A 24,028-nucleotide genomic window follows, 5' to 3' on the forward strand; every position below is an offset into this window, starting at 1 on the left:
CACCTGGACCGCACCGCCGATCGCGCGCCTGCCGGCCCGCGCCGGATCGCGGCTTGCGCGGGGATCGTCGCGGCGGGGCTGATGATTCCGGGCGGCGATGCCCGCCGCGCGCTCGACGAAGCGGGACTGGCGCGCGCGATCGCCGCATCGGTCGGCAGCGACGGCGGGGTGACGGGCCGGTCGCCGCTGGGGCTGATCGACGCGATCATGGTGCTGACCATGCTGCGCGCGACCTATGCCGCGCGGCGGATCGATCCGCCCGAACTGATCGACGCGACGCTGGCGCGGATGGTCGGCGCGTTGCAGGGGCTCACGCTGGGCGACGGTGCGCTGTCGAGCTGGCAGGGCGGCAACCCGGTGGCGGCCGATCAGGTCGCCGCAATTGTCGAGGCGACCGGCGTGCGCACCCGGCCGCTGCGCCAGGCGCGCGACTGGGGCTATCATCGCCTCGCCGCCGGTCAGACGGTGCTGGTGATCGACGCCGCCCCGCCGCCCGTCGCGCGGCTGGTCGAGGGCGGATGCGCGTCGACGCTGGCGTTCGAGCTTTCCGACGGCACGCGCCGGCTGGTGGTCAATTGCGGGGGCGCGCGGTCGGTCCATGCGTCGGTGCCCGCCAGCCTGACCGAAGGGCTGCGCACCACGGCGGCGCATTCGACGCTGATCGTCGACGACAGTAATTCGACCGCGATCCACGGCGACGGCACGCTGGGGCGCGGGGTCGCTTCGGTCGAGCTGAGCCGTCAGGACGGGGGCGGCACCGCCCGGCTCGACGCCAGCCATGACGGCTATGTCCGGCGTTACGGCCTGATCCATCGCCGCCAGCTGCTGCTGTCCGCCGACGGGCGCGACCTGCGCGGCGAGGACCTGTTGATCCCGTCGGGCAAGAAGCGCCAGCGCGGCGACATCCCCTTCGCGATTCGCTTTCACCTGGCGCCGGGGATCGAGGTGTCGCCGACGACCGACAATCAGGCCGCGTTCCTGCGCCTGCCCGGCGGGGCGGTGTGGCAGTTCCGCTGTCGCGAGGCGACGCTGGCGGTCGACGACAGCCTGTGGGTCGACGGAGCGGGTCGCCCGCATGCGACGCGCCAGATCGTGCTGTCGGGCCAGTCGCCGCCGGGCGGCGCCAGCGTCACTTGGCTGTTCCACCGCGCCAAATAGGCTTGCCCCGCGCCTCCGCTTGGCCGATGGGCACGCGCATGACCGACATCCCCCTTCGCCGCGCGCTGCTTTCGGTATCCGACAAGACGGGCATCGTCGAACTCGCGCAGTCCCTCGCCCGCCACGGTGTCGAGCTGGTGTCGACCGGCGGCACCGCCACCGCGCTGCGTGATGTGGGCCTGGCAGTGCGCGACATCGCCGACCTGACCGGCTTTCCCGAGATGATGGACGGGCGGGTCAAGACGCTTCACCCGATGGTGCATGGCGGCTTGCTGGCGGTGCGCGACGATGCGGACCACGCCGCCGCGATGGCCGCGCATGGGATCGGCGCGATCGACCTGGTCGTCGTCAACCTCTACCCCTTTGCCCGGACGGTGGCGCGCGGCGCCGACCGCGCGACGATCATCGAGAATATCGACATCGGCGGGCCGAGCATGGTGCGATCGGCCGCAAAGAACCACGCCTATGTCGCGATCGTCACCGATCCGGCCGATTATCCCGCGCTGGTCGCCGAGCTGGACGAGACCGGCGGTGCGACGCGGATCGATACGCGCCGCAAGCTCGCGGCCAAGGCCTATGCCGCCACTGCCGCCTATGACAGCGCGATCGCGCAATGGTTCGCCTTCGCCGACCAGGGCGAGATGTTTCCGGCGACCCTGCCGCTGGCGTTCACGCGCGGCGACACGCTGCGCTATGGCGAAAATCCGCATCAGTCGGCCGCGCTCTATCTGCCCCAGGGGCCGGCGGCGCGCGGGATCGCCCAGGCCGAGCAGCTGCAGGGCAAGGAACTGAGCTACAACAACTATAACGACGCCGACGCCGCGCTCGAGCTGGTCAGCGAGTTTCGCGACGGCCCGCCGACGGTGGTGATCGTCAAGCACGCCAATCCGTGCGGCGTCGCCAGCGCCGACACGCTGATCGACGCCTATCGCGCCGCGCTGGCGTGCGACAGCGTGTCGGCGTTCGGCGGGATCATCGCGGCCAACCGCACGCTCGACGGTGAGACGGCGGCAGCGATCGCGGACATCTTCACCGAAGTGGTCGCCGCGCCCGATGCGACCGATGACGCGCGCGCGATCTTTGCCGCGAAGAAGAATCTGCGCCTGCTGCTGACCGGCGACCTGCCCGATCCGGCGCGCGGCGGGTTGATGGTCAAGTCGATCGCGGGCGGGTTGCTCGTCCAGTCGCGCGACAATGGCCGGGTGGCGGACGATGCGCTGCGCGTCGTCACGCGCCGCCAGCCGACGGCGCAGGAGCTGGCCGATTGCCGCTTTGCCTGGACGGTCGCCAAGCATGTGAAGTCGAACGCGATCGTCTATGCCCGCGACGGCGCAACGGCGGGCATCGGTGCGGGGCAGATGAACCGGCTGGAGTCGGCACGGATCGCCGCGTGGAAGGCACGCGACGCGGCGGAGAAGGCGGGATGGGCGCAACCGCGCACGATCGGATCCGCGGTGGCGTCGGATGCCTTCTTCCCCTTTGCCGACGGGCTGCTGGCCGCGGTCGAGGCGGGCGCGACGGCGGTGATCCAGCCGGGCGGGTCGATCCGCGATGCCGAGGTGATCGCCGCCGCCGATGAGGCCGGGCTGGCGATGATCTTCACCGGGATGCGCCACTTCCGCCATTGAGCGGCCGGCGGCCAATGCGGCAGCGATCAGCCGTTCAGCGCGTTGGTGATCGTCGTGAAAATGCCCGCAAGGCTGAGACCGAGGGCATTGAACGCGGCGATCAGCGCGACCGAGATAAGGGCTGCGAGCAGGCCATATTCGATGGCGGTCGCGGCACGTTCGTCCTGCCATAGCGTGCGGGGCATTGCGTCGGCTCCTGTGCGGATGGCGCTCCGCACATATGCCGCAATTCTTACCCGACGGTAACCGCTTACGCTGCTTCGGCCGCGTCCTCGCTCGCTGGAATCTCGGGCGCGCCGGGCAGCTTGCGGAACAGCGTGCGGTCCTGCGGCCCGAAGCCCCAGCGCCACAGGACGTACAGGTAGCTGAGCAGGATCCCCGGGATGCCGATTGCCAGCTCGGCCCATTCGGGCAGCTGGGTCGTCACGACCCAGCCGACCACGCCCGCCGCCGCCACCGCCCAGGCGAACGACCAGCGCAGCGACGATACCGGCGCGTCGAGCAGGCGGGCGAGCAGCCGCGTCTTGAGCAGCGAGCCGAGCGCCAGCGACACGGTGAGCGCGACCGCGGGCGCGGCAGCCGCCCATCCTTCCGGTAGGCCCAGGGTGCGCGCGGCGATGACCAGCGCGAAGCTGAGCCCGATCTGCAACGACAGGACGGTGATCGACAGGATCAGGTTGCGGTGCCGCGCGACATAGACCAGCCCGGCCTCCGCCACGGCCCCCGGTGCGGCGAGCACTTCGGCGGCGAGCAGGAAGATGAGCGCGCCCGCCCCAGCGACGAAGGCGGGACCGACCACGCCCATGACGCCTTCGGCCGGCAGCCCGCCGATCAGCGCCAGACCGGCCTGTGCGGCGATGATCCAGAAGCCGACCTGGCGGATCTGGCGGGCGACCGCGGCCCGGTCGCCGCGCGCGAGCGCCTGGGTGATGACGGGCCCGAGCACGGGATCGAAACTGGTCTTCAGCTTCTGCGGCAGCGACGCGACCTGCTGGGCCATGTAATAGATGCCGACGACATTGGGGGCGAAGAACAGGCCCAGGATGAAGCGGTCGACGTTGCGCGTGCCCCATTCGATCGCGTCCGCGCCGGCCAGCGGCGCGTTGCGGCGGGCGAGCGCGAACATCTCGGGCAGATGCGGCGACCAGCCGTGCGGCAGGCCATAGCTGCGCACGAACGGCACCAACGAGGCCGCGAGCGCGGCGAGCATCGACAGGACATAGGCGATGATCAGCCCGTCGCGCGACGAAATGTAGGACAGCGCAAAGGCCGCGATGCTGATCGTCCATGGCTCGATCACCGCACGCGCGGTCACCGCCGCCCGGATATTGTGGCGATAGGCGAGCGCGGCGAGCGCGATGTCCGACCAGGCGATGGCGAGCACGACCAGCGGCAGCAGCCGTTCAAACCCGATGACCTGGCTGTTGGGATACATCGCCTGGGGAAAGGCGAACAGGACGGCGCTGGCGACCAGCGATGCGATGGCAGCGACCAGCATCGCGTCCCACACGACGTGCGCGTGCGGGCGGTCGGTGTGCGCCAGCGCCTGGGCCAGCCCGCGCTTGAGCCCGATCGTCGCGACGAGCGCGGCGAATTCGACCACCAGGATGGCAACCGCGAACCGGCCGACAATCTCCGCGCCGTAAATCCGCCCGGCGATGAACAGGAAGGGGATCCGCGCCGCCAGCCGCAGCCCGAAACCGAGGATATTGGTCCGCCCGCCCCTGGCCAGCGCGGCCATTTCGTCGGGCGCGGTCATGCTTCGACCTCGCGCTGGCGGTCGAGCCGGCGCATCACCGGGGTGACGGTCGTACCGTGCAGCAGGATCGAGATCAGGATCACAAGCGCGATCGCACCCCATAATCGCGTCGGCTGGTCGAACTGGCCATGATTGATGCCGTAGGCGAAATAAAACACCGAACCCAGCCCGCGAATGCCGAAAAACGCGATCGCGCCCCGCTCCAGCGGTGAGCGACGCAGCCCGGCCAGGGAGATCCAGCCGACCAGCGGGCGGACGAGGAACACCGCGATCAGCGCGAAGACGACATCGCTCCAGCGCACCAGCGCCAGCAGCCCGCCCGCGCTGAGCATGCCGCCGAACATCACGAGCATCACCATCATCAGCAACCGTTCGGTTTCGTCGGCAAAGTCGTGCAACCGGTCGTTGAACACGTCGGTGGCGGCGGCGCGGTTGAGCATCAGTCCCGCGATGAACACGGCCAGAAAACCATAGCCATGTGCCAATTCGGTCAGCGCATAGATGACGAGCGTCGCCCCCAGTGCGACGAAGCCGTCGCCGGTTCGCGACAGCCGCGTCTCGCCGGGCAGGCGATAGACGATCCAGCCGAGCAGCCAGCCGCCGGCCACCCCCGCAATCGCGCCGACGGCAAGCCGGAACACGACGTCGTCCAGCACCCACCATCCCATCGTCGCCCAGGTCCAGCCGCCTGCCGCCGCCGCAATGGCGAGATGGACGAAGGGAAAGGCGAGGGCGTCGTTCAGCCCGGCTTCCGAGGTCAGCGTGAAGCGTGCCTCGTCATCGCTGTCCGATCCCGGCTTTTCGATCTGGACGTCGGATGCCAGCACCGGATCCGTCGGCGCGAGCGACGCGGCGAGCAGCAGCGCGGTCGACAGTCCGACGCCGAGCAGCCCGGCACCCAGCAGCGTCAGCGCCACGATGGTGAGCGGCATGGCGATCCCCAGCATCCGCCAGCATGGCCGCCAGCCCCGCCAGCTCAACGGTCGCGCGATCTTCAGCCCCGCCCCCATCAGCGACACGAGGACGATCAGCTCGGCGGCCTTCTCGACCATGAACGGCGTCTCGATCGGATGGATCGCAAAGGGCTGAAACCGCGGGATCGAAAACAGGCCCGCGCCGATGCCGACGCACACGATCGGCAGCGACAGCGGCCATTCCTTCAGGACCAGCGGCAGCCATGCGACCAGCAGGATCAGCAGGCCGAGGCCGAGCAGGACCGGGATGTACAGCTCGACGATCGCCGGCGGCGCTGCAATCAATGCGCGGCGCCCCAGCTTGGCCCGACCCCGATCTCGACGCCGAGCGGGACGGTGAGCCTGACTGCGGGTTCGGCGGCGGTCGCCATCACGTGCTCGATCACGGGCCTGGCCGCGTCGACGTCGCCCTCGGGCAGCTCGAACACCAGTTCGTCGTGGACCTGCATCAGCATGCGAACCCGGGGCAGGCCGGCCTGTTCCAGCGCGGGGCCCATGCGCGCCATCGCGCGCTTGATGATGTCGGCGCTCGTACCCTGGATGGGCGCGTTGATCGCGGCGCGTTCGGATCCGGCGCGCTCGTTCTGATTGGGGGACTTGAGGCGCGGGAAGTGCGTCTTCCGCCCGAACAGCGTCTCGGTATAGCCGCGTTCCTTTGCCGTCATCAGCGTGTCGGCGATGTAGCGGTTGATGCCGGGGAAGCGATCGAAATAGCGGTCGATCATCGCCTGTGCCTCATCGGGCGTCACGTCGAGCCGCCCCGCCAGCCCCCAGCGCGAAATGCCGTAGAGGATCGCAAAGTTGATCGTCTTCGCCCGCCCGCGCGTGTCGCGATTGACCTCGCCGAACAGCTCCATCGCGGTCATGTTGTGGATGTCGTCGCCGTTGGCGAACGCGTCGCGCAGCGCCGGCACGTCGGCGATGTGCGCGGCGAGGCGCAGCTCGATCTGCGAATAGTCGGCGGCCAGGATGACATGGCCCGGCTCCGCCACGAACGCGTCGCGGATCTGGCGGCCGACCTCGGTGCGGATCGGGATGTTCTGAAGGTTGGGGTCGGTCGACGAGAGGCGCCCGGTCTGCGCCCCGGTCAGGCTGTAGCTGGTATGGACGCGGCCGGTGTGCGGGTTGATCTGGGCCTGGAGCGCGTCGGTATAGGTCGACTTCAATTTGCTGAGCTGGCGCCAGTCGAGCACCTTGAGCACCATGTCGCGGCCGGGCGAGTCCTTGTCAGCGGCAATCCGCTCCAGTTCGTTGACGTCGGTCGAATAGACGCCCGACTTGCCCTTGCGGCCGCCCTTGATCCCCATCTTGTCGAACAGCACGTCGCCCAGTTGCTTTGGGCTGCCGATCGCGAATTTGAACCCGGCGAGCGCGTGGATATCCTCCTCCAGCCGCGCGATCTGCTGGCTGAATTCGGATGAAAGCTGGGCGAGCCGCCCGGCATCGACCTTGACGCCCGCCATTTCCATCCCGGCGATGACGCGGACCAGCGGGCGATCGACCAGCTCATAGATCCGCGTTCCGCCTTCATAGGCGAGCCGCGGCTTGAACCGCCGCCAGAAGCGCAGCGTCACGTCCGCATCCTCGGCCGCGTAGCGGGTTGCGGCATGCAGATCGATTTCGCCGAAATGCTTCTGGTTCTTGCCGGTACCGACCACGTCCTTGAACGCGAGGCAGCTGTGCGACAGGTGCGTGGCGGCGAGCTCGTCCATGCCGTGCCCGTGCCGCCCGGCATCGAGGTCGAACGACATGACGATCGTGTCGTCATACGGCGCGACATCGATGCCGCAGCGCCGCAGGACGATCAGGTCGTATTTGAGGTTGTGGCCGATCTTGAGCACCGCCGGGTCCTCGAGCAGCGGCTTGAGCTTCGCCAGCGCGACCGCGCGCTCGATCTGTTGCGGGCGCTCGCTGAACATGTCGTGCCCGACATGGCCGACCGGGATGTAGCAGGCCCGGTTGGGGGCGAGCGCCATGGAAATGCCGACCAGATCGGCCGACATCGCATCGAGCCCGGTGGTCTCGGTATCGATCGCGACCCAGCCCTGGTGCCGGGCCGCGTCGATCCAGCGGTCGAGCGCGGCGTCGTCGACTACGGTTTCATAGGCGTCGTGATCGCACGCCGGATCGGCGGCCTGCTCGGCCGCGACCGGCGGCGGCGTGCTGCCGGTGTCGACCGGGTCCGCCACCGTCGCAAGCTTGGCCAGCAGCGACTTGAAGCCGTGATGCTCCAGGAACGCGCGCAGCGGCGGTTCGGGAATGCCATCGAGCGTCATCTCCTCGAGCGGGTGCGGCAGCGGCACGTCATCGGCGAGGGTGACCAGACGGCGCGACAGCCGCGCCATGTCGGCATGCTCGATCAGATTGTCGCGCAGCTTGCCCGGTTTCATGTTCGGCGCGGCGGCGAGCACGGCCTCGACATCGCCATGCTCGAGGATCAGCTTGGCGGCCGTCTTGGGGCCGACGCCGGGGACGCCGGGGACGTTGTCGACGCTGTCCCCCATCAGCGCCAGCACCTCGCCCAGCTTCTCGGGGCCGACGCCGAACTTCTCGACCACCGCCTCGGGCCCCATGCGGCGGTCCTTCATCGTGTCGAGCATGTCGATGCCGGGTTCGGTCAGCAACTGCATCAGGTCCTTGTCGGAACTGACGATGGTGACGTGCCAGCCCTGGGCCAGCGCCGCCTTCGCATAGCTCGCGATCAGGTCGTCGGCTTCCCACCCCAGCTCCTCGATGCAGGGCAGGCTGAACGCGCGCGTCGCATCGCGGATCATCGGGAACTGCGGCACCAGATCCTCGGGCGCAGGGGGGCGATGCGCCTTGTACTGATCGTACAGGTCGTTGCGGAACGTGTGTTCGGACTTGTCGAGGATGACCGCCAGATGGGTTGGGCCGTCGGCTTCGTGCAGCTCCTTCGCGAGCTTCCACAGCATCGTGGTATAGCCATAGACCGCGCCCGCCGGCTCGCCATGGCGATTGGTCAGCCGGGGCAGCACGTGATAGGCACGGAAGATGAAGCTCGAGCCGTCGACGAGGTAGAGATGGTTGGGCATGGCCGCGGCTTAGCAGGGCGCCGCGCGGGGGGCGAGACGGTTGTGCCGGTTGCGGGCGGTGTTGTCGAAGCGGCCGATGTCGATGCCATTTCCCCAGCGTTCTCGTCACCCCGGACTTGATCCGGGGTCCCGCTGTTTCTTGCGCCCGAAAAGGCAGCGAGACCCCGGATCAAGTCCGGGGTGACGGTGGCTTTCCCAGGCTGACGGTGTCTTTCCCGTTGCCGAGGCGGCTAACGGGCCCGCCCCGTGAGGTCCGCCAAATTCGGCGTCAGCCGACGGTCACGCCCTTCCAGAAGGCGATGCGGCCGGTGATCTCCCTCGCCGCATCCTTGGGCTCGGGATAGTACCAGGCCGCATCGACATTCTCCGCGCCGTCGACGACGAGCGTGTAGTAATGTGCGGTGCCCTTCCACGGGCAGACGCTGGTGGTGGCGCTCGGCTTGAGCTGCACCGCCTCGGTCATGCTGTCGGCGGGGAAATAATGGTTGCGCTCGACGACGACCGTGTCGTCGCTGCGTGCGATCACGTGACCGTTCCAGCGTGCCTCGACCATGTTACGCGTCTCCCGGGGTTCGACCCGTCACAGATGGGAAAGCGGTGGCGACCGCACAAGCCCGCGCCGCCGCCCGCCCGCCCGGATCGCAAGAAGCTGGAAATGCGCGGTAGGCGGAGTCAGAACAGGCCGGGCGTCTCGCGCTGCGCAGCGGTCGGGCGGGTCGGGCTGAACAGCCGCCGGGCGGTCGTGCTGCGCGCGGCCTGCGGGCCCTGGGTTCCGACGGCGATCCGGGTGCAGCTGCGTCCCGCGAGAAAGTCGAGCGCCGTGCGCACCGATGCCTCGCGCGGGTCGCCGAGCGGGAAGCTGATATCGTCCGATGCCTGGCAGCTCGATTCCATCACCGACGCGAGACCGTTGTAGTAGCCGCCCTGGCCGTCGGCATTCTGGCTCGCAAAGGCGACGACGCGCAGCCGGTCGTCGCACGCCGGCCGGTCGAGCGCGATCTGGCCGACCGGCTTGCCATAGGTGTTGGTGCCGATCAGCGCGGAATTGGCGCGCAGATAGGGCAGGGTCGAGTTGATGACCAGCTCGCTGGCCGACGCGGTGCCGCCGCTGCCGATGAACGCAATGCGCATCGGCGCGACCGACTGGGGCTGCGCACGATAATAGCGGGTTTCGTTCTGGGCCGATTTGGACGGGCGGAACGCGGTGATCGACTGGATATTCGACGCGGTCCGCGCCCCGCCGAGCAGGTCGCTCAGCAGCTCTGCCGTCGAGACGAGGCCGCCGCCATTATAGCGGAAATCGATCACGAGGTTTGTCACGCCCGCGTCGCGGAACTGCTGGAAGGCGTTGCGCAGCGCCTGATCCGCGGTCGAGATGAAGGTGCGCAGGTTGAGATAGCCGACCCGCCGGCCGCCATCGTCGAGGATGCGGGCGCCATAGCGCGACGACACCGGGGTCAAATCGAAAATGCGCTTGGTAATGCTGACCTCGCGCGTGCCGGTGGCATCCTGGACGCGCAGCACGCGGACAGTGCCCTCGGTCGCCGGGCCGAGCGCCGTACCGAGCCCCGCCTCGCCCTCACTGGCCAGGATGGCGGCGACGCTGCGGACATTCGCGCTCGTCGTGCCGACGCCGACGATCTCCGCACCGCGATCGACGCCGGCCGCGAGCGCGGGCCCGCCCTCGAACGCCTCGATCACGAACAGGCGGTCGCCCGAGAACCCGAAACGCACGCCGAAACCGGCGGTGGCACCCGACGCGTAATAGGCGCTCTCCTCGGCGATCGAGGTCAGATAGGTGAAATAACGGTCGCGGTTCAGCGTGCGGGCGTTGGCGGTCAGCGCGTCGATATACGCATCGACGGTGGCATAGGCGGCGGGGTTCAGTCCCGTCGCGAGGAGGTCGGGGAAAAGATACCATTCGTTGATTTGCGCCGCGACCCAGTCCTGGCGTTCGCGCACCGAGCATCCGGCGGTCGTCGCCGTCGGGGTGGGCGCGGGTGTCGGCGAGGGTGCGGGTGCGGGTGCGGCCGAGGTCGGCGGCGCAGTCACCGTTCCGCTCGTCCGGCTGCCGCCGCCACCGCCGCCGCCGCATGCCCCAAGCAGGGCCAGCAAACTCAACCCTACGCCCAGACGTCCCGCACGCACGCGCACTCTCCCACCGCTCGCGCGGCCATGCATAACGCGGGCATTGGTGAACGCCAGCTGGATTTTGGTCCACATCCGCGCGACATGCGTGCGTCCCGCCGCGATACAGCCCGGCCGCTCCACGACCGAATTGGCTGTTTCGCGCCCTGCGAAAATGACGGATGGTGCGAATGCGGGCGGTCGGGTTCACTCCCTTTTCCCGGACGCCCGCCTCCGCACGCCGCGGCATGTTGCCAGCCGCGCGGGCCTTCGCGTCGGCACCGGACCGGGAAAGCTGCCCGCCAGGGGGGAAGGCGGCGCGACGAGGCCCAGGGACGGTGCCGATCCGCGCGGATCAGCGCGGCCGGGCGGTCAGGATATAGTTCAGCCGCTCATCGTCGCCGATGCGAAAGCCCGCAGTCGGCGACCAGCCGATGCCGCGCCGCTCGCCGATCGCGAGCCCTTCCACCTCCAGGAGCGCGACCAGCTCGTCGGGGGTGAGGAACTTGTCCCAGTCATGCGTGCCGCGCGGGATCGCGCCCAGCCCCTCGGCGACGCCGACCATGGCGAGCCGCGACAGCGCGGTACGGTTGGGGGTCGAGAGGATGAGCAGCCCATCGGGCGCGAGCGCTGCCGCAAGCCCGGCGACGAACGCCGCCGGATCGGTCACATGCTCGATCACCTCAAGCGCGGTGACGAGATCGAAGCGGGCACCCGCGACCTGTTCGATCCCGCCGGCGCGATAGTCGATCGCCAGACCCGATGCCTCGGCATGCGCGAGCGCCGCACCGATATTCTCCGGCGCGGCGTCGATGGCGGTGACGGTCGCCCCCATGCGGGCGAGCGGCTCGGCGAGCAGTCCCGCGCCACAGCCGACGTCGAGGGCGCGGCGGCCCAGCAGCGGTCGGAACGCGGCGGCGTCCGTATCCCAATGCGAATCGACCGCGGCACGGATGAATTTCAGCCGGACCGGGTTCAGCCGGTGGAGCATCGCGGACGTCCCGCGCGGATTCCACCAGTCGGCGGCGAGCGCACCGAAATGCGCGGCCTCGCGCGCGTCGATCGTGGATGCTGCGGGTGCGAGCGCGTCACTTGCCTTTGCCATGGTGCGCTCCTATCAGAGCGCCCCATTGCTCCCAAGAGGCGTTTGGCGAAATAAAATGGCGCGGATCGTGATGAAATTCGGTGGCACGTCGATGGCGGGCATCGAGCGTATCCGCAACGTCGCCCAGCGGGTGAAGCGCGAATGGGAAGCCGGAAACGAGATCGCGGTGGTCGTTTCCGCCATGGCCGGCGAGACCGACCGGCTGGTGGGCTTTTGCCGCGAGGCGTCCTCGCTCTATGATCCGCGCGAATATGATGTCGTGGTGGCGAGCGGCGAGCAGGTGACATCGGGCCTGCTGGCGATCGCGCTGCAGGCGATCGGCGTGCCGGCGCGCAGCTGGCTCGGCTGGCAGCTGCCCGTGCGGACCAACGACGCGCATGCCGCGGCGCGGATCGAGGCGATCGACACCGATGCGCTGCTTGCCGCCACCGCCGCACGCGAAGTCGCGGTGATCCCGGGATTCCAGGGTATGGCCGGCGACGGACGGGTCACGACGCTGGGCCGTGGCGGGTCCGACACCTCGGCGGTCGCGGTCGCCGCGGCGATGAAGGCCGATCGTTGCGACATCTACACCGATGTCGACGGCGTCTATACCACCGACCCGCGCATCGTGCCGCGCGCGCGCAAGCTCAGGCGCGTGACCTATGAGGAAATGCTGGAGCTGGCGAGCGTCGGCGCCAAGGTGCTGCAGACCCGATCGGTCGGGCTGGCGATGAAGGAAGGCGTGCGCATCCAGGTGCTCTCCTCCTTCGGCGACGCGGACGGGGCCCCCGACGCCGCATCGCTGCCCGGTACGCTGATCGTGGGTGAAGAGGAGATCGAAGACGTGGAACGCCAGCTCATCACCGGCATCGCGCACGACAAGAACGAGGCGAAGATCACGCTGGCCGACGTGCCCGACCGGCCGGGTGCGGTGGGGTCGATCTTTGCGCCGCTCGCGGCCGCCAGCATCAATGTCGACATGATCGTCCAGAATGTGGCGCATTCGTCGGGATCGACCGACGTGACGTTTACGGTGCCGCAGGCGGAACTGGCGCGCGCGCTCGACGTGCTCGACAAGGCCCGCGACACGATTGGCTATACCAAGCTGGTCCACGACACCCGCGTCGCCAAAATCTCGATCGTCGGCGTCGGTATGCGCAGCCACGCCGGCGTCGCGTCGACGATGTTCCAGACGCTCGGTGATCGCGGCATCAACATCCAGGCGATCACGACCTCCGAAATCAAGGTCAGCGTGCTGATCGAGGAGGATTACACCGAACTGGCCGTGCGCGTGCTGCACACCGCCTATGGGCTGGATGCGGCGGACGAGGCGGCGTGAGTTTGGAGCGGTTTGCGATCCACCCGGCGCACCCCTCCCCTTCAGGGGAGGGGACGGGGGGGCGTGCCTCAGGCGATGCGCCCGGCGGAGAGTCCCCACCCCAACCCCTGCACTGAAGGGGAGGGGCTTAGAGCGGGATGACCTTGCATGGAATCACCTTTCGTCACCCCGGCCTTGTGCCGGGGTCCACGGCGCCACACGTTACAACCGCCGGGACTGCGCCGCCCGGTGGACCCCGGCACAAGGCCGGGGTGACGAGGAAGTCGTTAGAGAGCGAGTCAAGCTAACGTCGTCACGCTCTAAGCGCATCAACTTGATCGCGAACCGCTCTACTGGGCTGACTGCCGTTGCGCGTCGTCCCGGCGGACGCCGGGGCGACGGGCCTTACGCGCGGTAGAGCTTTTCCAGCCGCTCGCCATAGACCTCGCGCAGGACGTGGCGGCGGATCTTGAGGCTGGGCGTCAGCTGCTGGTTCTCGATCGTGAAGGGTTCGTCGGCGATGATGAACTGGCGGATGCGTTCGATGACCGACAGCTCCTTGTTGACGCGCTCGACCGCCGTGCCCAGCGCGCTGCGGAACGCGTGATTCTGGGCCAGCGACTTGAAGTCGCAGCCGGTCGCGCTCTTCGCGCACCACTGCTGCACCCATTCGGGGTCGGGGACGAGCACTGCGACCATATAGGGCTTGCGGTCGCCCGAGATCATCGCCTGCACGATCTCCGGCTGGAGGGTCAGCATCCCTTCGATCTTCTGGGGCGCGACATTGTCGCCCTTGTCGTTGACGATGATGTCCTTCTTGCGGTCGGTGATCTTGATCCGGCCCTTGTCGTCGATGATGCCGATGTCGCCGGTGTGGAGCCATCCGTCCTTGAGCACCCGCGCGGTTTCCGCTTCGTTGCGCCAATAGCCGTGCATGACCAGTTCGCCGCGCACCAGGATCTCGCCATCCTCGGCGATGCGAACCTCGGTATTCTTGAGCGGCGGGCCGACCGTGTCCATCTTCAGCCCGACCTTGGGGCGGTTGCACGAGATCACGGGTGCGGCTTCGGTCTGGCCATAGCCTTGGAGGAAGGTGAGGCCGAGCGACTGGAAGAAGATGCCGACTTCCGGATTGAGCGGCGCGCCGCCCGACACCATCGCCTTGATCCGCCCGCCGAAGCGCTTCTGGATCTTGGGCTTGAGCAGCGAATTGACGATCAGGTTCATCGGCAGGTTGGCGACGCCGACGCTGCCCTTGTCCGCCTTGCGCCCGCCGATCGCGACGGCGCGGTCAAGCAGATAGGTCGACAGCTTGCCCTGTTTCTCGACCGTCTTCGTGATGCGCGTGCGCAGCACCTCGAACAGGCGGGGAACGACGACCATGATGGTCGGACGGACCTCCTCGATATTGGAGGCCAGCTTGTCGAGCCCCTCGGAATAATAGATCTGCGCGCCAAGCCCGATCGGGAAATGCTGGCCGCCGGTATGTTCATAGGCATGGCTGAGCGGCAGGAAGGACAGGAACACCTCGTCTTCCCAGCCGAAGTCCGTCGAAATGACGTCGATGCAGCCTTCGACATTGTGCAGGATCGCGCCGTGATGCTGCATCACGCCGCGTGGCGACCCGCCGGTGCCGCTGGTGTAGATGATGCAGGCCAGGTCCTCGCGCGCGAAGTCGCAGCGTTGGGCAACCAGTGCGGGCTCGGTCGGGTGCGCGGCGATCAGCCCGCGCCAGCTGTGAAACTCGACTGCGCCGGGCTGGCTCATGCGGAAATCGTCGATGGCGATGACGTGGCGCGCGGTGTTGGAGCGCAGCACGGCGGGCAGCAATGTCCGGGCGAGCTTGGCATTGGAGACGATCACCGCCGCCGCGCCCGAATTCTCCAGGATATGGTGATGGTCGCGTTCGGTATTGGTGACATAGGTCGGGACGGTCACCATGCCCGCCGCCATGATCGCCAGATCGCTGATGCACCATTCGGGGCTGTTTTCGGCAACGAGCATCACCCGGTCGCCGCGTGAGAGGCCAAGCCCCTCCAGCGCGGCCGCGAGCGCCGCGACCTGGCGCGCGGCTTCCGCCCAGCTGGTCGATTGCCATTGCCCGCCGCGCTTGGCCCACAGGAACGGCTTGTCGCCCTGTTCGCGCGCGCGGGTGAAGAACATCGTCACCAGGTTGGGGAAATGTTCCAGTTGTCGCATCGTTGCTCCCGCATCCACCCTGTTGGCCCCGGCGTCTGTCGCGCCGGTGGGGCCGGTCATTATCCGCTTATTCGGTCAGTGCCGTGCCGATGCTGCGCGGATCGGCCGCGCCGCGCCAGCCATCGGGTCCGCGCTGCAGCACGGTCAGCTTCGATCCGAGATCGCTTGCCTGGGTGTCCTGACCGAGCCTGGCGATTTCCGGGGCGAGCTGCTTGCCGAGCGCGTTGTCCTCGATCAGCAGCTTGCCGCCGCCGAAATAGAGATTGGGCAATGCCATCGCTTCCTCGGCCGACAACCCGAAGTCGAGCACGCCGACCAGCGTTTTCATCACATGCATGATGATCCGCTTGCCGCCGGCCGAGCCGAGCGCCAGCACCGGCTTGCCCGCGCGGTCATAGACGATGGTCGGTGACATCGACGACAAGGGCCGCTTGCCGCCCTCCACCCGGTTGGCGACGGGCGCGCCGTCGCGCTCGGGCACATAGGTGAAGTCGGTCAGCTCATTGTTGAGCACCAGGCCGTTGGCGATCAGTTGGCTGCCGAACGGCCCCTCGACGGTCGAGGTCATGCTGGCGATGTTGCCGTCGCGGTCGACCGCGACGAAATGGGTGGTGCCGGGCGTTTCGGCCTGAACGGCCAGCGTGCGCGGCCTGGCTCCCGGCGGCGTGCCGGGCTGGTAATCGTTGAGCGCGCGGCGTTCGGCGATCAGCTTCGACCGCTTGCCGAGATAACCGGGGTCGATCAGCCCGGCGATCGGCACCTCGACGAAATCGCGGTCGCCGAGATACATCTCGCGATCGGCATAAGCGAGCTGCATCGCCTCACCCAGCACATGCCACGCGACCGGGGATTTGGGCCCGAGCCGATTGAGGTCGAACCGCTCGATCATGCCGAGCATCTGGAGAATGGTGATCGCGCCCGACGAAGGCGGGCCCATGCCGCAGACCGTATAGCCGCGATAGCCGCCGCACACCGGCGGGCGCTCCTTGGCCTGATAGGCGGCAAGGTCGGCGAGCGTCATGTCGGCGGGATTGGCCGGCGCCTTGGTCACCGCATCGACGATCGCCTGGGCATTGGGGCCGGTATAGAAAGCCTCGGGGCCACCCTCGGCAATGTCGCGCAGGAACTTGGCGAGCGCGGGGTTGCGGATGCGGGTGCCGACCGGCAGCGGCTTGCCATCGGGGCCGAGATAGAGCGCGGCGATGTCGGGGAAGTTCTTCCACAGCTCCGGGAAATAGCCGGCCGCGCCGTTGAGCGGCTTGGTAACTTCAAAGCCATCCTCCGCCAGCTTGATCGCCGGTTGGAACAGCGCCCGCCATTCGAGCTTGCCCCATTTGGCATGGGTCATCGCCGCCAGCCGGATATTGCCCGGTACGCCCACCGAAAGCCCGCCCGGCACCGCCTGGCGAAAGCCCATCGGCTTGCCGTCGGGCGTCAGGAAGCGATCGGGCCGCGCGGCGGCAGGGGCCTTTTCGCGGCCGTCGATCGATTCGAGCAGCCCGGTCTTGCCGCCGTGATGAATGATGAAGCCGCCGCCACCAAAGCCGCTCGATTGCGGCTCGACCACGGTGAGGGCAAGCATCATCGCCATCGCTGCGTCAGCCGCGGTCCCACCCTGGCGCAGGATGTCCCGACCGGCCTCGGTCGCGCGGGGATCAGCCGAGGCAACGACACCCTGCGCGGTGGCGGGGGTCGCGACGAAGAGCGCGAGGAGCGCGACGAACAAACGGATCATGGCACGGGGTGGTAGCGGGCTTTCGCGCCGGGGCAAAGCCGCTACGTCAAACGTCGGTTGCGGCGCGCAGGTCGTCGCGACCGAACCAGCGGCGCACGAACGCGGCATAGTCGCCACGCCAGGCGCGCTCATGAAAGAAAAAGGCGACCGCGTTGGCACAGGGTTCGATCAGCGCGATCCCGCCGGCAATCGCGACCGAGCCGGTAAGCAGATAGGCGACCGAAAAACCGATCGTCAGGTGGATCGCCAGATAGGTCAACGTCTTGGCCAGGTCGTGCGACATGCTCGGCTCCTCGCACCCGATTGGATGTACGCTGGAGATGCGCCCATCCGGGGCGACGCGCCAACGGATTGATCCGGGCAGAGTTATCGACTTGTACGATCAGTTTTGGAAAAGTGATCGTTCTGGACGATCAGAGGTGGGTAGCGATGTACCGAGCGAGGCCGGGCCCGTGAAACACCAGTGCCGAATAGAGCTGAACGAGGCTGGCACCCGCATCCAGCCGGGCGCGAGCCTCCGCCGGGCTGTCGATTCCTCCGGCCGCGATCAACGCAATCGCGCCGCCGCTGGCCGCATGGACTTGCGCCAGCACCTTCCGCGCGCGCGGGGCGAGCGGCCGGCCCGACAACCCGCCCGTCTCGCCAGCTTCCGGGCTGTCGAGCGGCGGGCGCGAAAGGGTGGTGTTGCCGACGATCAGCGCGTCGACATGATGGTCGCACGCCGCACGGACGACGACGTCGATCGCCGCGCGATCAAGGTCGGGCGCGATTTTCAGGAACAGCGGCCGCCGGGTGCCGTCACCGAGGTGGCGGGCGGCGTCGCAGCGCGCGAGCAACTCGCCGAGCGCGGGCTGGCTCTGCAGGTCGCGCAGGCCCGGCGTGTTGGGCGAGCTGATGTTGATCGTCACATAGTCGGCGGCAGGCGCGACACGGGCGACGCCGGTCGCATAGTCGCCGATGCGATCGTCCGACTCCTTGTTCGCGCCGACATTGATCCCGAGCACGCCGGCGCGCCGCGCCCGCGCCACGCGGCCTAGCGCGGCGTCGATCCCGCCATTGTTGAAGCCCATGCGGTTGATGACCGCTTCGTCCTCGACCAGCCGGAACAGGCGCGGGCGCGGATTGCCGGGCTGGGGCCGCGGGGTCAGCGTGCCGATTTCGACAAAGCCGAAGCCGAGCGCGAACGCGCCGTCGATCGCCTCGCCGTCCTTGTCGAAACCGGCGGCGAGCCCGACGGGATTGGGAAAATCCAGGCCCGCAATCGTGACCGGTCGCCGCGGGGCCGGGCCGCCGCCGGCCGGTGCGCCGAGGGCCGACCATGCTGCCAGCGCACGGATCGTGGCGCGGTGCGCGACCTCCGGGTCAAGCGCGAACAGCGCAGGGCGAGCGAGGCGGAACAGCATGTCGCCGCGCATGACACCGTGGCACGGCGGCGTAAAGCGCCTCCCGATCTGGGACAGTTCGCCACCGGCGCCGCACGAATGTCCAATTCGTCCAAGCGAATCGGTGATCCGCCGATTTAAGGGACACATGCGACCCAAAGGCTCCCGGTAACGGGAACCTTTTCCTTTGAGCCCGGCCTTTGCGCCGGGCTTCTTTTTTTCCAGCCACGACGCTAGCTTGCGGCAAGTTGGACGGGGGGAACGCAGCGCATGGGATCGCAGATTTTCCGTCGACGCGAGGCGGGCTGAGTGTCGCAGCCCTTGCTCGCCTTTGCGCAGCCCTCGCCGGCCGCGGCACCTTTCGCGACGCTCTATTATCTGTTCCGCTCCGAGGCATCGGTGGTCGAAGGGATCGAACGCGCCGATATCGGCCAGATCCGCTTCATGCTGAACGGCGCGGGTGCCGTCACCTTTCCCGACGGCCGGTGCGAACGGTCGACCCCGGTGATGATCCACGGCCCCGGCACCGGTGCCGCGCGTTATCGTGTCGAGGGGCCCTTTCATTGTTTCGGTGTTGCGTTGCGCCCGATCGGCTGGGGCGCGCTGGTCGGGCTGCCCGCGCACGAGCGCGCCGACCATCTGACCGACGGCGCCACGATCTGGGGCGACGCGATGGTGGCGCTGATCGATCGGCTGCGCGCGGCCGATGATGTCGAGGCGATGAAGGCGATTGTCGAGCCGGTGCTGCTCGCCCATGCGCGTCCGATCCCCGATGCGCATCACCGGCTGGCCGAGGCGGTCCGCCAGTGGCTGGCGAGCGACGGCCCGATCTGTGTCGACGGCCTGTTCGCGCGCGTCGCGCTCAGCCCGCGCCAGGTGACGCGGTGGGTGAACCATTATTTCGGTGCGCCGCCCAAATTCCTGGAACGCAAGTTCCGGGCGGTCCGCGCGGCGAGCGACCTGGTCGAGGGGGCGGACCCGGCCGAAGTCGCCGGGCGCTTTTACGACCAGTCGCACATGATCCGCGAAATCCGCCATTTCACCGGCCACACGCCGGGCACGCTGGCGAGCGCGATCGACCCGGTGCTGGCGCTCACGCTGCAATCGACCGCGTTCAATGAACTTGCGCCAGTGACGGCGCCCCCGCACGCGGCCGGTTGACTCCCCCGGTACGGAAGCCCATCTGCAAAATCAGATTGAATTCGTCTGATTGGATCCGATGCGCCTTTCCAGCCTTGCCGACTATGCCGTCGTGATGTTGAGCGCGGCCGCGCTCAACATCACGACGGCATAGTCGGCAAGGCTGGAAAGGCGCATCGGATCCAATCAGACGAATTCAATCTGATTTTGCAGATGGGCTTCCGTACCGGGGGAGTCAACCGGCCGCGTGCGGGGGCGCCGTCACTGGCGCAAGTTCATTGAACGCGGTCGATTGCAGCGTGAGCGCCAGCACCGGGTCGATCGCGCTCGCCAGCGTGCCCGGCGTGTGGCCGGTGAAATGGCGGATTTCGCGGATCATGTGCGACTGGTCGTAAAAGCGCCCGGCGACTTCGGCCGGGTCCGCCCCCTCGACCAGGTCGCTCGCCGCGCGGACCGCCCGGAACTTGCGTTCCAGGAATTTGGGCGGCGCACCGAAATAATGGTTCACCCACCGCGTCACCTGGCGCGGGCTGAGCGCGACGCGCGCGAACAGGCCGTCGACACAGATCGGGCCGTCGCTCGCCAGCCACTGGCGGACCGCCTCGGCCAGCCGGTGATGCGCATCGGGGATCGGACGCGCATGGGCGAGCAGCACCGGCTCGACAATCGCCTTCATCGCCTCGACATCATCGGCCGCGCGCAGCCGATCGATCAGCGCCACCATCGCGTCGCCCCAGATCGTGGCGCCGTCGGTCAGATGGTCGGCGCGCTCGTGCGCGGGCAGCCCGACCAGCGCGCCCCAGCCGATCGGGCGCAACGCAACACCGAAACAATGAAAGGGCCCCTCGACACGATAACGCGCGGCACCGGTGCCGGGGCCGTGGATCATCACCGGGGTCGACCGTTCGCACCGGCCGTCGGGAAAGGTGACGGCACCCGCGCCGTTCAGCATGAAGCGGATCTGGCCGATATCGGCGCGTTCGATCCCTTCGACCACCGATGCCTCGGAGCGGAACAGATAATAGAGCGTCGCGAAAGGTGCCGCGGCCGGCGAGGGCTGCGCAAAGGCGAGCAAGGGCTGCGACACTCAGCCCGCCTCGCGTCGACGGAAAATCTGCGATCCCATGCGCTGCGTTCCCCCCGTCCAACTTGCCGCAAGCTAGCGTCGTGGCTGGAAAAAAAGAAGCCCGGCGCAAAGGCCGGGCTCAAAGGAAAAGGTTCCCGTTACCGGGAGCCTTTGGGTCGCATGTGTCCCTTAAATCGGCGGATCACCGATTCGCTTGGACGAATTGGACATTCGTGCGGCGCCGGTGGCGAACTGTCCCAGATCGGGAGGCGCTTTACGCCGCCGTGCCACGGTGTCATGCGCGGCGACATGCTGTTCCGCCTCGCTCGCCCTGCGCTGTTCGCGCTTGACCCGGAGGTCGCGCACCGCGCCACGATCCGTGCGCTGGCAGCATGGTCGGCCCTCGGCGCACCGGCCGGCGGCGGCCCGGCCCCGCGGCGACCGGTCACGATTGCGGGCCTGGATTTTCCCAATCCCGTCGGGCTCGCCGCCGGTTTCGACAAGGACGGCGAGGCGATCGACGGCGCGTTCGCGCTCGGCTTCGGCTTTGTCGAAATCGGCACGCTGACCCCGCGGCCCCAGCCCGGCAATCCGCGCCCGCGCCTGTTCCGGCTGGTCGAGGACGAAGCGGTCATCAACCGCATGGGCTTCAACAATGGCGGGATCGACGCCGCGCTAGGCCGCGTGGCGCGGGCGCGGCGCGCCGGCGTGCTCGGGATCAATGTCGGCGCGAACAAGGAGTCGGACGATCGCATCGGCGACTATGCGACCGGCGTCGCCCGTGTCGCGCCTGCCGCCGACTATGTGACGATCAACATCAGCTCGCCCAACACGCCGGGCCTGCGCGACCTGCAGAGCCAGCCCGCGCTCGGCGAGTTGCTCGCGCGCTGCGACGCCGCCCGCCACCTCGGTGACGGCACCCGGCGGCCGCTGTTCCTGAAAATCGCGCCCGACCTTGATCGCGCGGCGATCGACGTCGTCGTCCGTGCGGCGTGCGACCATCATGTCGACGCGCTGATCGTCGGCAACACCACCCTTTCGCGCCCGCCGCTCGACAGCCCGGAAGCTGGCGAGACGGGCGGGTTGTCGGGCCGGCCGCTCGCCCCGCGCGCGCGGAAGGTGCTGGCGCAAGTCCATGCGGCCAGCGGCGGCGCGATTGCGTTGATCGCGGCCGGAGGAATCGACAGCCCGGCGGAGGCTCGCGCCCGGCTGGATGCGGGTGCCAGCCTCGTTCAGCTCTATTCGGCACTGGTGTTTCACGGGCCCGGCCTCGCTCGGTACATCGCTACCCACCTCTGATCGTCCAGAACGATCACTTTTCCAAAACTGATCGTACAAGTCGATAACTCTGCCCGGATCAATCCGTTGGCGCGTCGCCCCGGATGGGCGCATCTCCAGCGTACATCCAATCGGGTGCGAGGAGCCGAGCATGTCGCACGACCTGGCCAAGACGTTGACCTATCTGGCGATCCACCTGACGATCGGTTTTTCGGTCGCCTATCTGCTTACCGGCTCGGTCGCGATTGCCGGCGGGATCGCGCTGATCGAACCCTGTGCCAACGCGGTCGCCTTTTTCTTTCATGAGCGCGCCTGGCGTGGCGACTATGCCGCGTTCGTGCGCCGCTGGTTCGGTCGCGACGACCTGCGCGCCGCAACCGACGTTTGACGTAGCGGCTTTGCCCCGGCGCGAAAGCCCGCTACCACCCCGTGCCATGATCCGTTTGTTCGTCGCGCTCCTCGCGCTCTTCGTCGCGACCCCCGCCACCGCGCAGGGTGTCGTTGCCTCGGCTGATCCCCGCGCGACCGAGGCCGGTCGGGACATCCTGCGCCAGGGTGGGACCGCGGCTGACGCAGCGATGGCGATGATGCTTGCCCTCACCGTGGTCGAGCCGCAATCGAGCGGCTTTGGTGGCGGCGGCTTCATCATTCATCACGGCGGCAAGACCGGGCTGCTCGAATCGATCGACGGCCGCGAAAAGGCCCCTGCCGCCGCGCGGCCCGATCGCTTCCTGACGCCCGACGGCAAGCCGATGGGCTTTCGCCAGGCGGTGCCGGGCGGGCTTTCGGTGGGCGTACCGGGCAATATCCGGCTGGCGGCGATGACCCATGCCAAATGGGGCAAGCTCGAATGGCGGGCGCTGTTCCAACCGGCGATCAAGCTGGCGGAGGATGGCTTTGAAGTTACCAAGCCGCTCAACGGCGCGGCCGGCTATTTCCCGGAGCTGTGGAAGAACTTCCCCGACATCGCCGCGCTCTATCTCGGCCCCGATGGCAAGCCGCTGCCGGTCGGCACCCGCATCCGCAACCCCGCGCTCGCCAAGTTCCTGCGCGACATTGCCGAGGGTGGCCCCGAGGCTTTCTATACCGGCCCCAATGCCCAGGCGATCGTCGATGCGGTGACCAAGGCGCCGGCCAATCCCGCCGACATGACGCTCGCCGACCTTGCCGCCTATCAGGCCAAGGAGCGCCCGCCGGTGTGCGGCGGCTATCGCGGCTATACGGTCTGCGGCATGGGCCCGCCTTCGTCGGGCGCGATCACCATTCTCCAGATGCTCGGCATGATCGAGCGGTTCGACCTCAATCGGCTCGGGCCCAAATCCCCGGTCGCGTGGCATGTGCTGGGTGAGGCGATGCAGCTCGCTTATGCCGATCGCGAGATGTATCTCGGCGACCGCGATTTCGTCGAGGTGCCGATCGCCGGGCTGATCGACCCCGGTTATCTCGGCAAGCGGTCGAAGCTGATCGCCGAACGCCGCGCGCTCAACGATTACCAGCCCGGCACGCCGCCGGGAGCCAGGCCGCGCACGCTGGCCGTTCAGGCCGAAACGCCCGGCACCACCCATTTCGTCGCGGTCGACCGCGACGGCAACATCGCCAGCATGACCTCGACCGTCGAGGGGCCGTTCGGCAGCCAACTGATCGCCAACGGCCTGGTGCTCAACAATGAGCTGACCGACTTCACCTATGTGCCCGAGCGCGACGGCGCGCCCGTCGCCAACCGGGTGGAGGGCGGCAAGCGGCCCTTGTCGTCGATGTCACCGACCATCGTCTATGACCGCGCGGGCAAGCCGGTGCTGGCGCTCGGCTCGGCCGGCGGCAAGCGGATCATCATGCATGTGATGAAAACGCTGGTCGGCGTGCTCGACTTCGGGTTGTCGGCCGAGGAAGCGATGGCATTGCCCAATCTCTATTTCGGCGGCGGCAAGCTGCTGATCGAGGACAACGCGCTCGGCAAGCAGCTCGCCCCGGAAATCGCCAGGCTCGGTCAGGACACCCAGGCAAGCGATCTCGGATCGAAGCTGACCGTGCTGCAGCGCGGACCCGATGGCTGGCGCGGCGCGGCCGATCCGCGCAGCATCGGCACGGCACTGACCGAATAAGCGGATAATGACCGGCCCCACC

The 24,028-nt window shown here is 68.3% G+C and carries 19 protein-coding genes; 7 read left to right on the forward strand and 12 right to left on the reverse strand.

Annotation, left to right across the window (positions count from 1 at the left end):
* Window positions 1-1,158: heparinase II/III family protein (locus AX709_RS05525; RefSeq protein ID WP_066547712.1), on the forward strand; the 1,158-nt coding region annotated here is incomplete at its 5' end.
* 38 nt (window positions 1,159-1,196) lie between these two features.
* Window positions 1,197-2,786 carry a bifunctional phosphoribosylaminoimidazolecarboxamide formyltransferase/IMP cyclohydrolase gene (purH, locus tag AX709_RS05530; RefSeq protein WP_066547739.1) on the forward strand — a complete coding sequence of 530 codons (1,590 nt, stop codon included), beginning with the start codon at window positions 1,197-1,199 and terminating at the stop codon, window positions 2,784-2,786.
* Window positions 2,787-2,812: 26 nt separating this feature from the next.
* Here purH and AX709_RS05535 read toward each other — a convergent pair whose 3' ends face one another.
* The 7 genes from AX709_RS05535 to ubiG form a co-directional block, all read right to left on the reverse strand.
* Window positions 2,813-2,971 carry a Flp family type IVb pilin gene (locus AX709_RS05535; protein WP_066477281.1) on the reverse strand — a complete coding sequence of 53 codons (159 nt, stop codon included), beginning with the start codon at window positions 2,969-2,971 and terminating at the stop codon, window positions 2,813-2,815.
* A gap of 65 nt (window positions 2,972-3,036) precedes the next feature.
* Window positions 3,037-4,545: a lipopolysaccharide biosynthesis protein gene (locus AX709_RS05540; protein ID WP_066547713.1), complete on the reverse strand. Its 1,509-nt coding sequence runs from the start codon at window positions 4,543-4,545 to the stop codon at window positions 3,037-3,039.
* Window positions 4,542-5,804: a cation:proton antiporter gene (locus AX709_RS05545; RefSeq protein WP_231726125.1), complete on the reverse strand. Its 1,263-nt coding sequence runs from the start codon at window positions 5,802-5,804 to the stop codon at window positions 4,542-4,544. Before AX709_RS05545 ends, AX709_RS05540 begins: the two co-directional genes overlap by 4 nt.
* Window positions 5,801-8,572, reverse strand: coding sequence for a DNA polymerase I (polA, locus tag AX709_RS05550; protein ID WP_066547716.1), 2,772 nt, complete (start codon window positions 8,570-8,572; stop codon window positions 5,801-5,803). Before polA ends, AX709_RS05545 begins: the two co-directional genes overlap by 4 nt.
* 268 nt (window positions 8,573-8,840) lie before the next feature.
* Window positions 8,841-9,125: a DUF427 domain-containing protein gene (locus tag AX709_RS05555; protein WP_066547719.1), complete on the reverse strand. Its 285-nt coding sequence runs from the start codon at window positions 9,123-9,125 to the stop codon at window positions 8,841-8,843.
* Window positions 9,126-9,244: 119 nt separating this feature from the next.
* Window positions 9,245-10,726, reverse strand: a complete 1,482-nt coding sequence (locus AX709_RS05560) for a S41 family peptidase (protein WP_443026195.1) — start codon at window positions 10,724-10,726, stop codon at window positions 9,245-9,247.
* 328 nt (window positions 10,727-11,054) lie between these two features.
* Complete coding sequence (gene ubiG / locus AX709_RS05565) at window positions 11,055-11,804, reverse strand: bifunctional 2-polyprenyl-6-hydroxyphenol methylase/3-demethylubiquinol 3-O-methyltransferase UbiG (RefSeq protein ID WP_066547725.1); 750 nt, start codon at window positions 11,802-11,804, stop codon at window positions 11,055-11,057.
* Window positions 11,805-11,859: 55 nt separating this feature from the next.
* Between ubiG and AX709_RS05570 the strand changes: the two genes are divergently transcribed.
* Complete coding sequence (locus AX709_RS05570; RefSeq protein WP_066547728.1) at window positions 11,860-13,125, forward strand: aspartate kinase; 1,266 nt, start codon at window positions 11,860-11,862, stop codon at window positions 13,123-13,125.
* A 384-nt stretch (window positions 13,126-13,509) separates the two neighbouring features.
* Here AX709_RS05570 and AX709_RS05575 read toward each other — a convergent pair whose 3' ends face one another.
* The 4 genes from AX709_RS05575 to AX709_RS05590 form a co-directional block, all read right to left on the reverse strand.
* Entirely contained in the window at window positions 13,510-15,303 is a 1,794-nt protein-coding gene (locus tag AX709_RS05575) for an AMP-dependent synthetase/ligase (protein ID WP_066477356.1), read from the reverse strand.
* Window positions 15,304-15,370: 67 nt separating this feature from the next.
* Window positions 15,371-17,038 (reverse strand): gamma-glutamyltransferase, encoded by a 1,668-nt coding sequence (gene ggt, locus AX709_RS05580; RefSeq protein WP_066547730.1) that lies wholly within the window; start codon window positions 17,036-17,038, stop codon window positions 15,371-15,373.
* A gap of 46 nt (window positions 17,039-17,084) precedes the next feature.
* Entirely contained in the window at window positions 17,085-17,321 is a 237-nt protein-coding gene (locus tag AX709_RS05585; RefSeq protein ID WP_066547733.1) for a DUF2061 domain-containing protein, read from the reverse strand.
* A gap of 130 nt (window positions 17,322-17,451) precedes the next feature.
* Complete coding sequence (locus AX709_RS05590; RefSeq protein ID WP_231727436.1) at window positions 17,452-18,453, reverse strand: quinone-dependent dihydroorotate dehydrogenase; 1,002 nt, start codon at window positions 18,451-18,453, stop codon at window positions 17,452-17,454.
* Between the two features lie 276 nt (window positions 18,454-18,729).
* Between AX709_RS05590 and AX709_RS05595 the strand changes: the two genes are divergently transcribed.
* Window positions 18,730-19,581, forward strand: a complete 852-nt coding sequence (locus AX709_RS05595; protein ID WP_066547735.1) for an AraC family transcriptional regulator — start codon at window positions 18,730-18,732, stop codon at window positions 19,579-19,581.
* 214 nt (window positions 19,582-19,795) lie between these two features.
* Here AX709_RS05595 and AX709_RS05600 read toward each other — a convergent pair whose 3' ends face one another.
* Window positions 19,796-20,647 (reverse strand): AraC family transcriptional regulator, encoded by an 852-nt coding sequence (locus tag AX709_RS05600; RefSeq protein ID WP_066547735.1) that lies wholly within the window; start codon window positions 20,645-20,647, stop codon window positions 19,796-19,798.
* A 276-nt stretch (window positions 20,648-20,923) separates the two neighbouring features.
* Here AX709_RS05600 and AX709_RS05605 point away from each other — a divergent pair, with 276 nt between their 5' ends.
* The 3 genes from AX709_RS05605 (at window position 20,924) to ggt (AX709_RS05615) (ending at window position 24,006) form a co-directional block, all read left to right on the forward strand.
* Window positions 20,924-21,925, forward strand: coding sequence for a quinone-dependent dihydroorotate dehydrogenase (locus AX709_RS05605; protein ID WP_231727436.1), 1,002 nt, complete (start codon window positions 20,924-20,926; stop codon window positions 21,923-21,925).
* A 130-nt stretch (window positions 21,926-22,055) separates the two neighbouring features.
* Entirely contained in the window at window positions 22,056-22,292 is a 237-nt protein-coding gene (locus AX709_RS05610; protein ID WP_066547733.1) for a DUF2061 domain-containing protein, read from the forward strand.
* A 46-nt stretch (window positions 22,293-22,338) separates the two neighbouring features.
* On the forward strand, window positions 22,339-24,006 hold the full coding sequence (gene ggt, locus AX709_RS05615; RefSeq protein ID WP_066547730.1) for a gamma-glutamyltransferase: 1,668 nt from the start codon (window positions 22,339-22,341) through the stop codon (window positions 24,004-24,006).
* The last annotated feature ends 22 nt before the right edge of the window (window positions 24,007-24,028 follow it).

It is taken from the genome of Sphingomonas sp. CCH15-F11 (assembly GCF_001557005.1).
Classification (GTDB): Bacteria; Pseudomonadota; Alphaproteobacteria; order Sphingomonadales; family Sphingomonadaceae; genus Sphingomonas.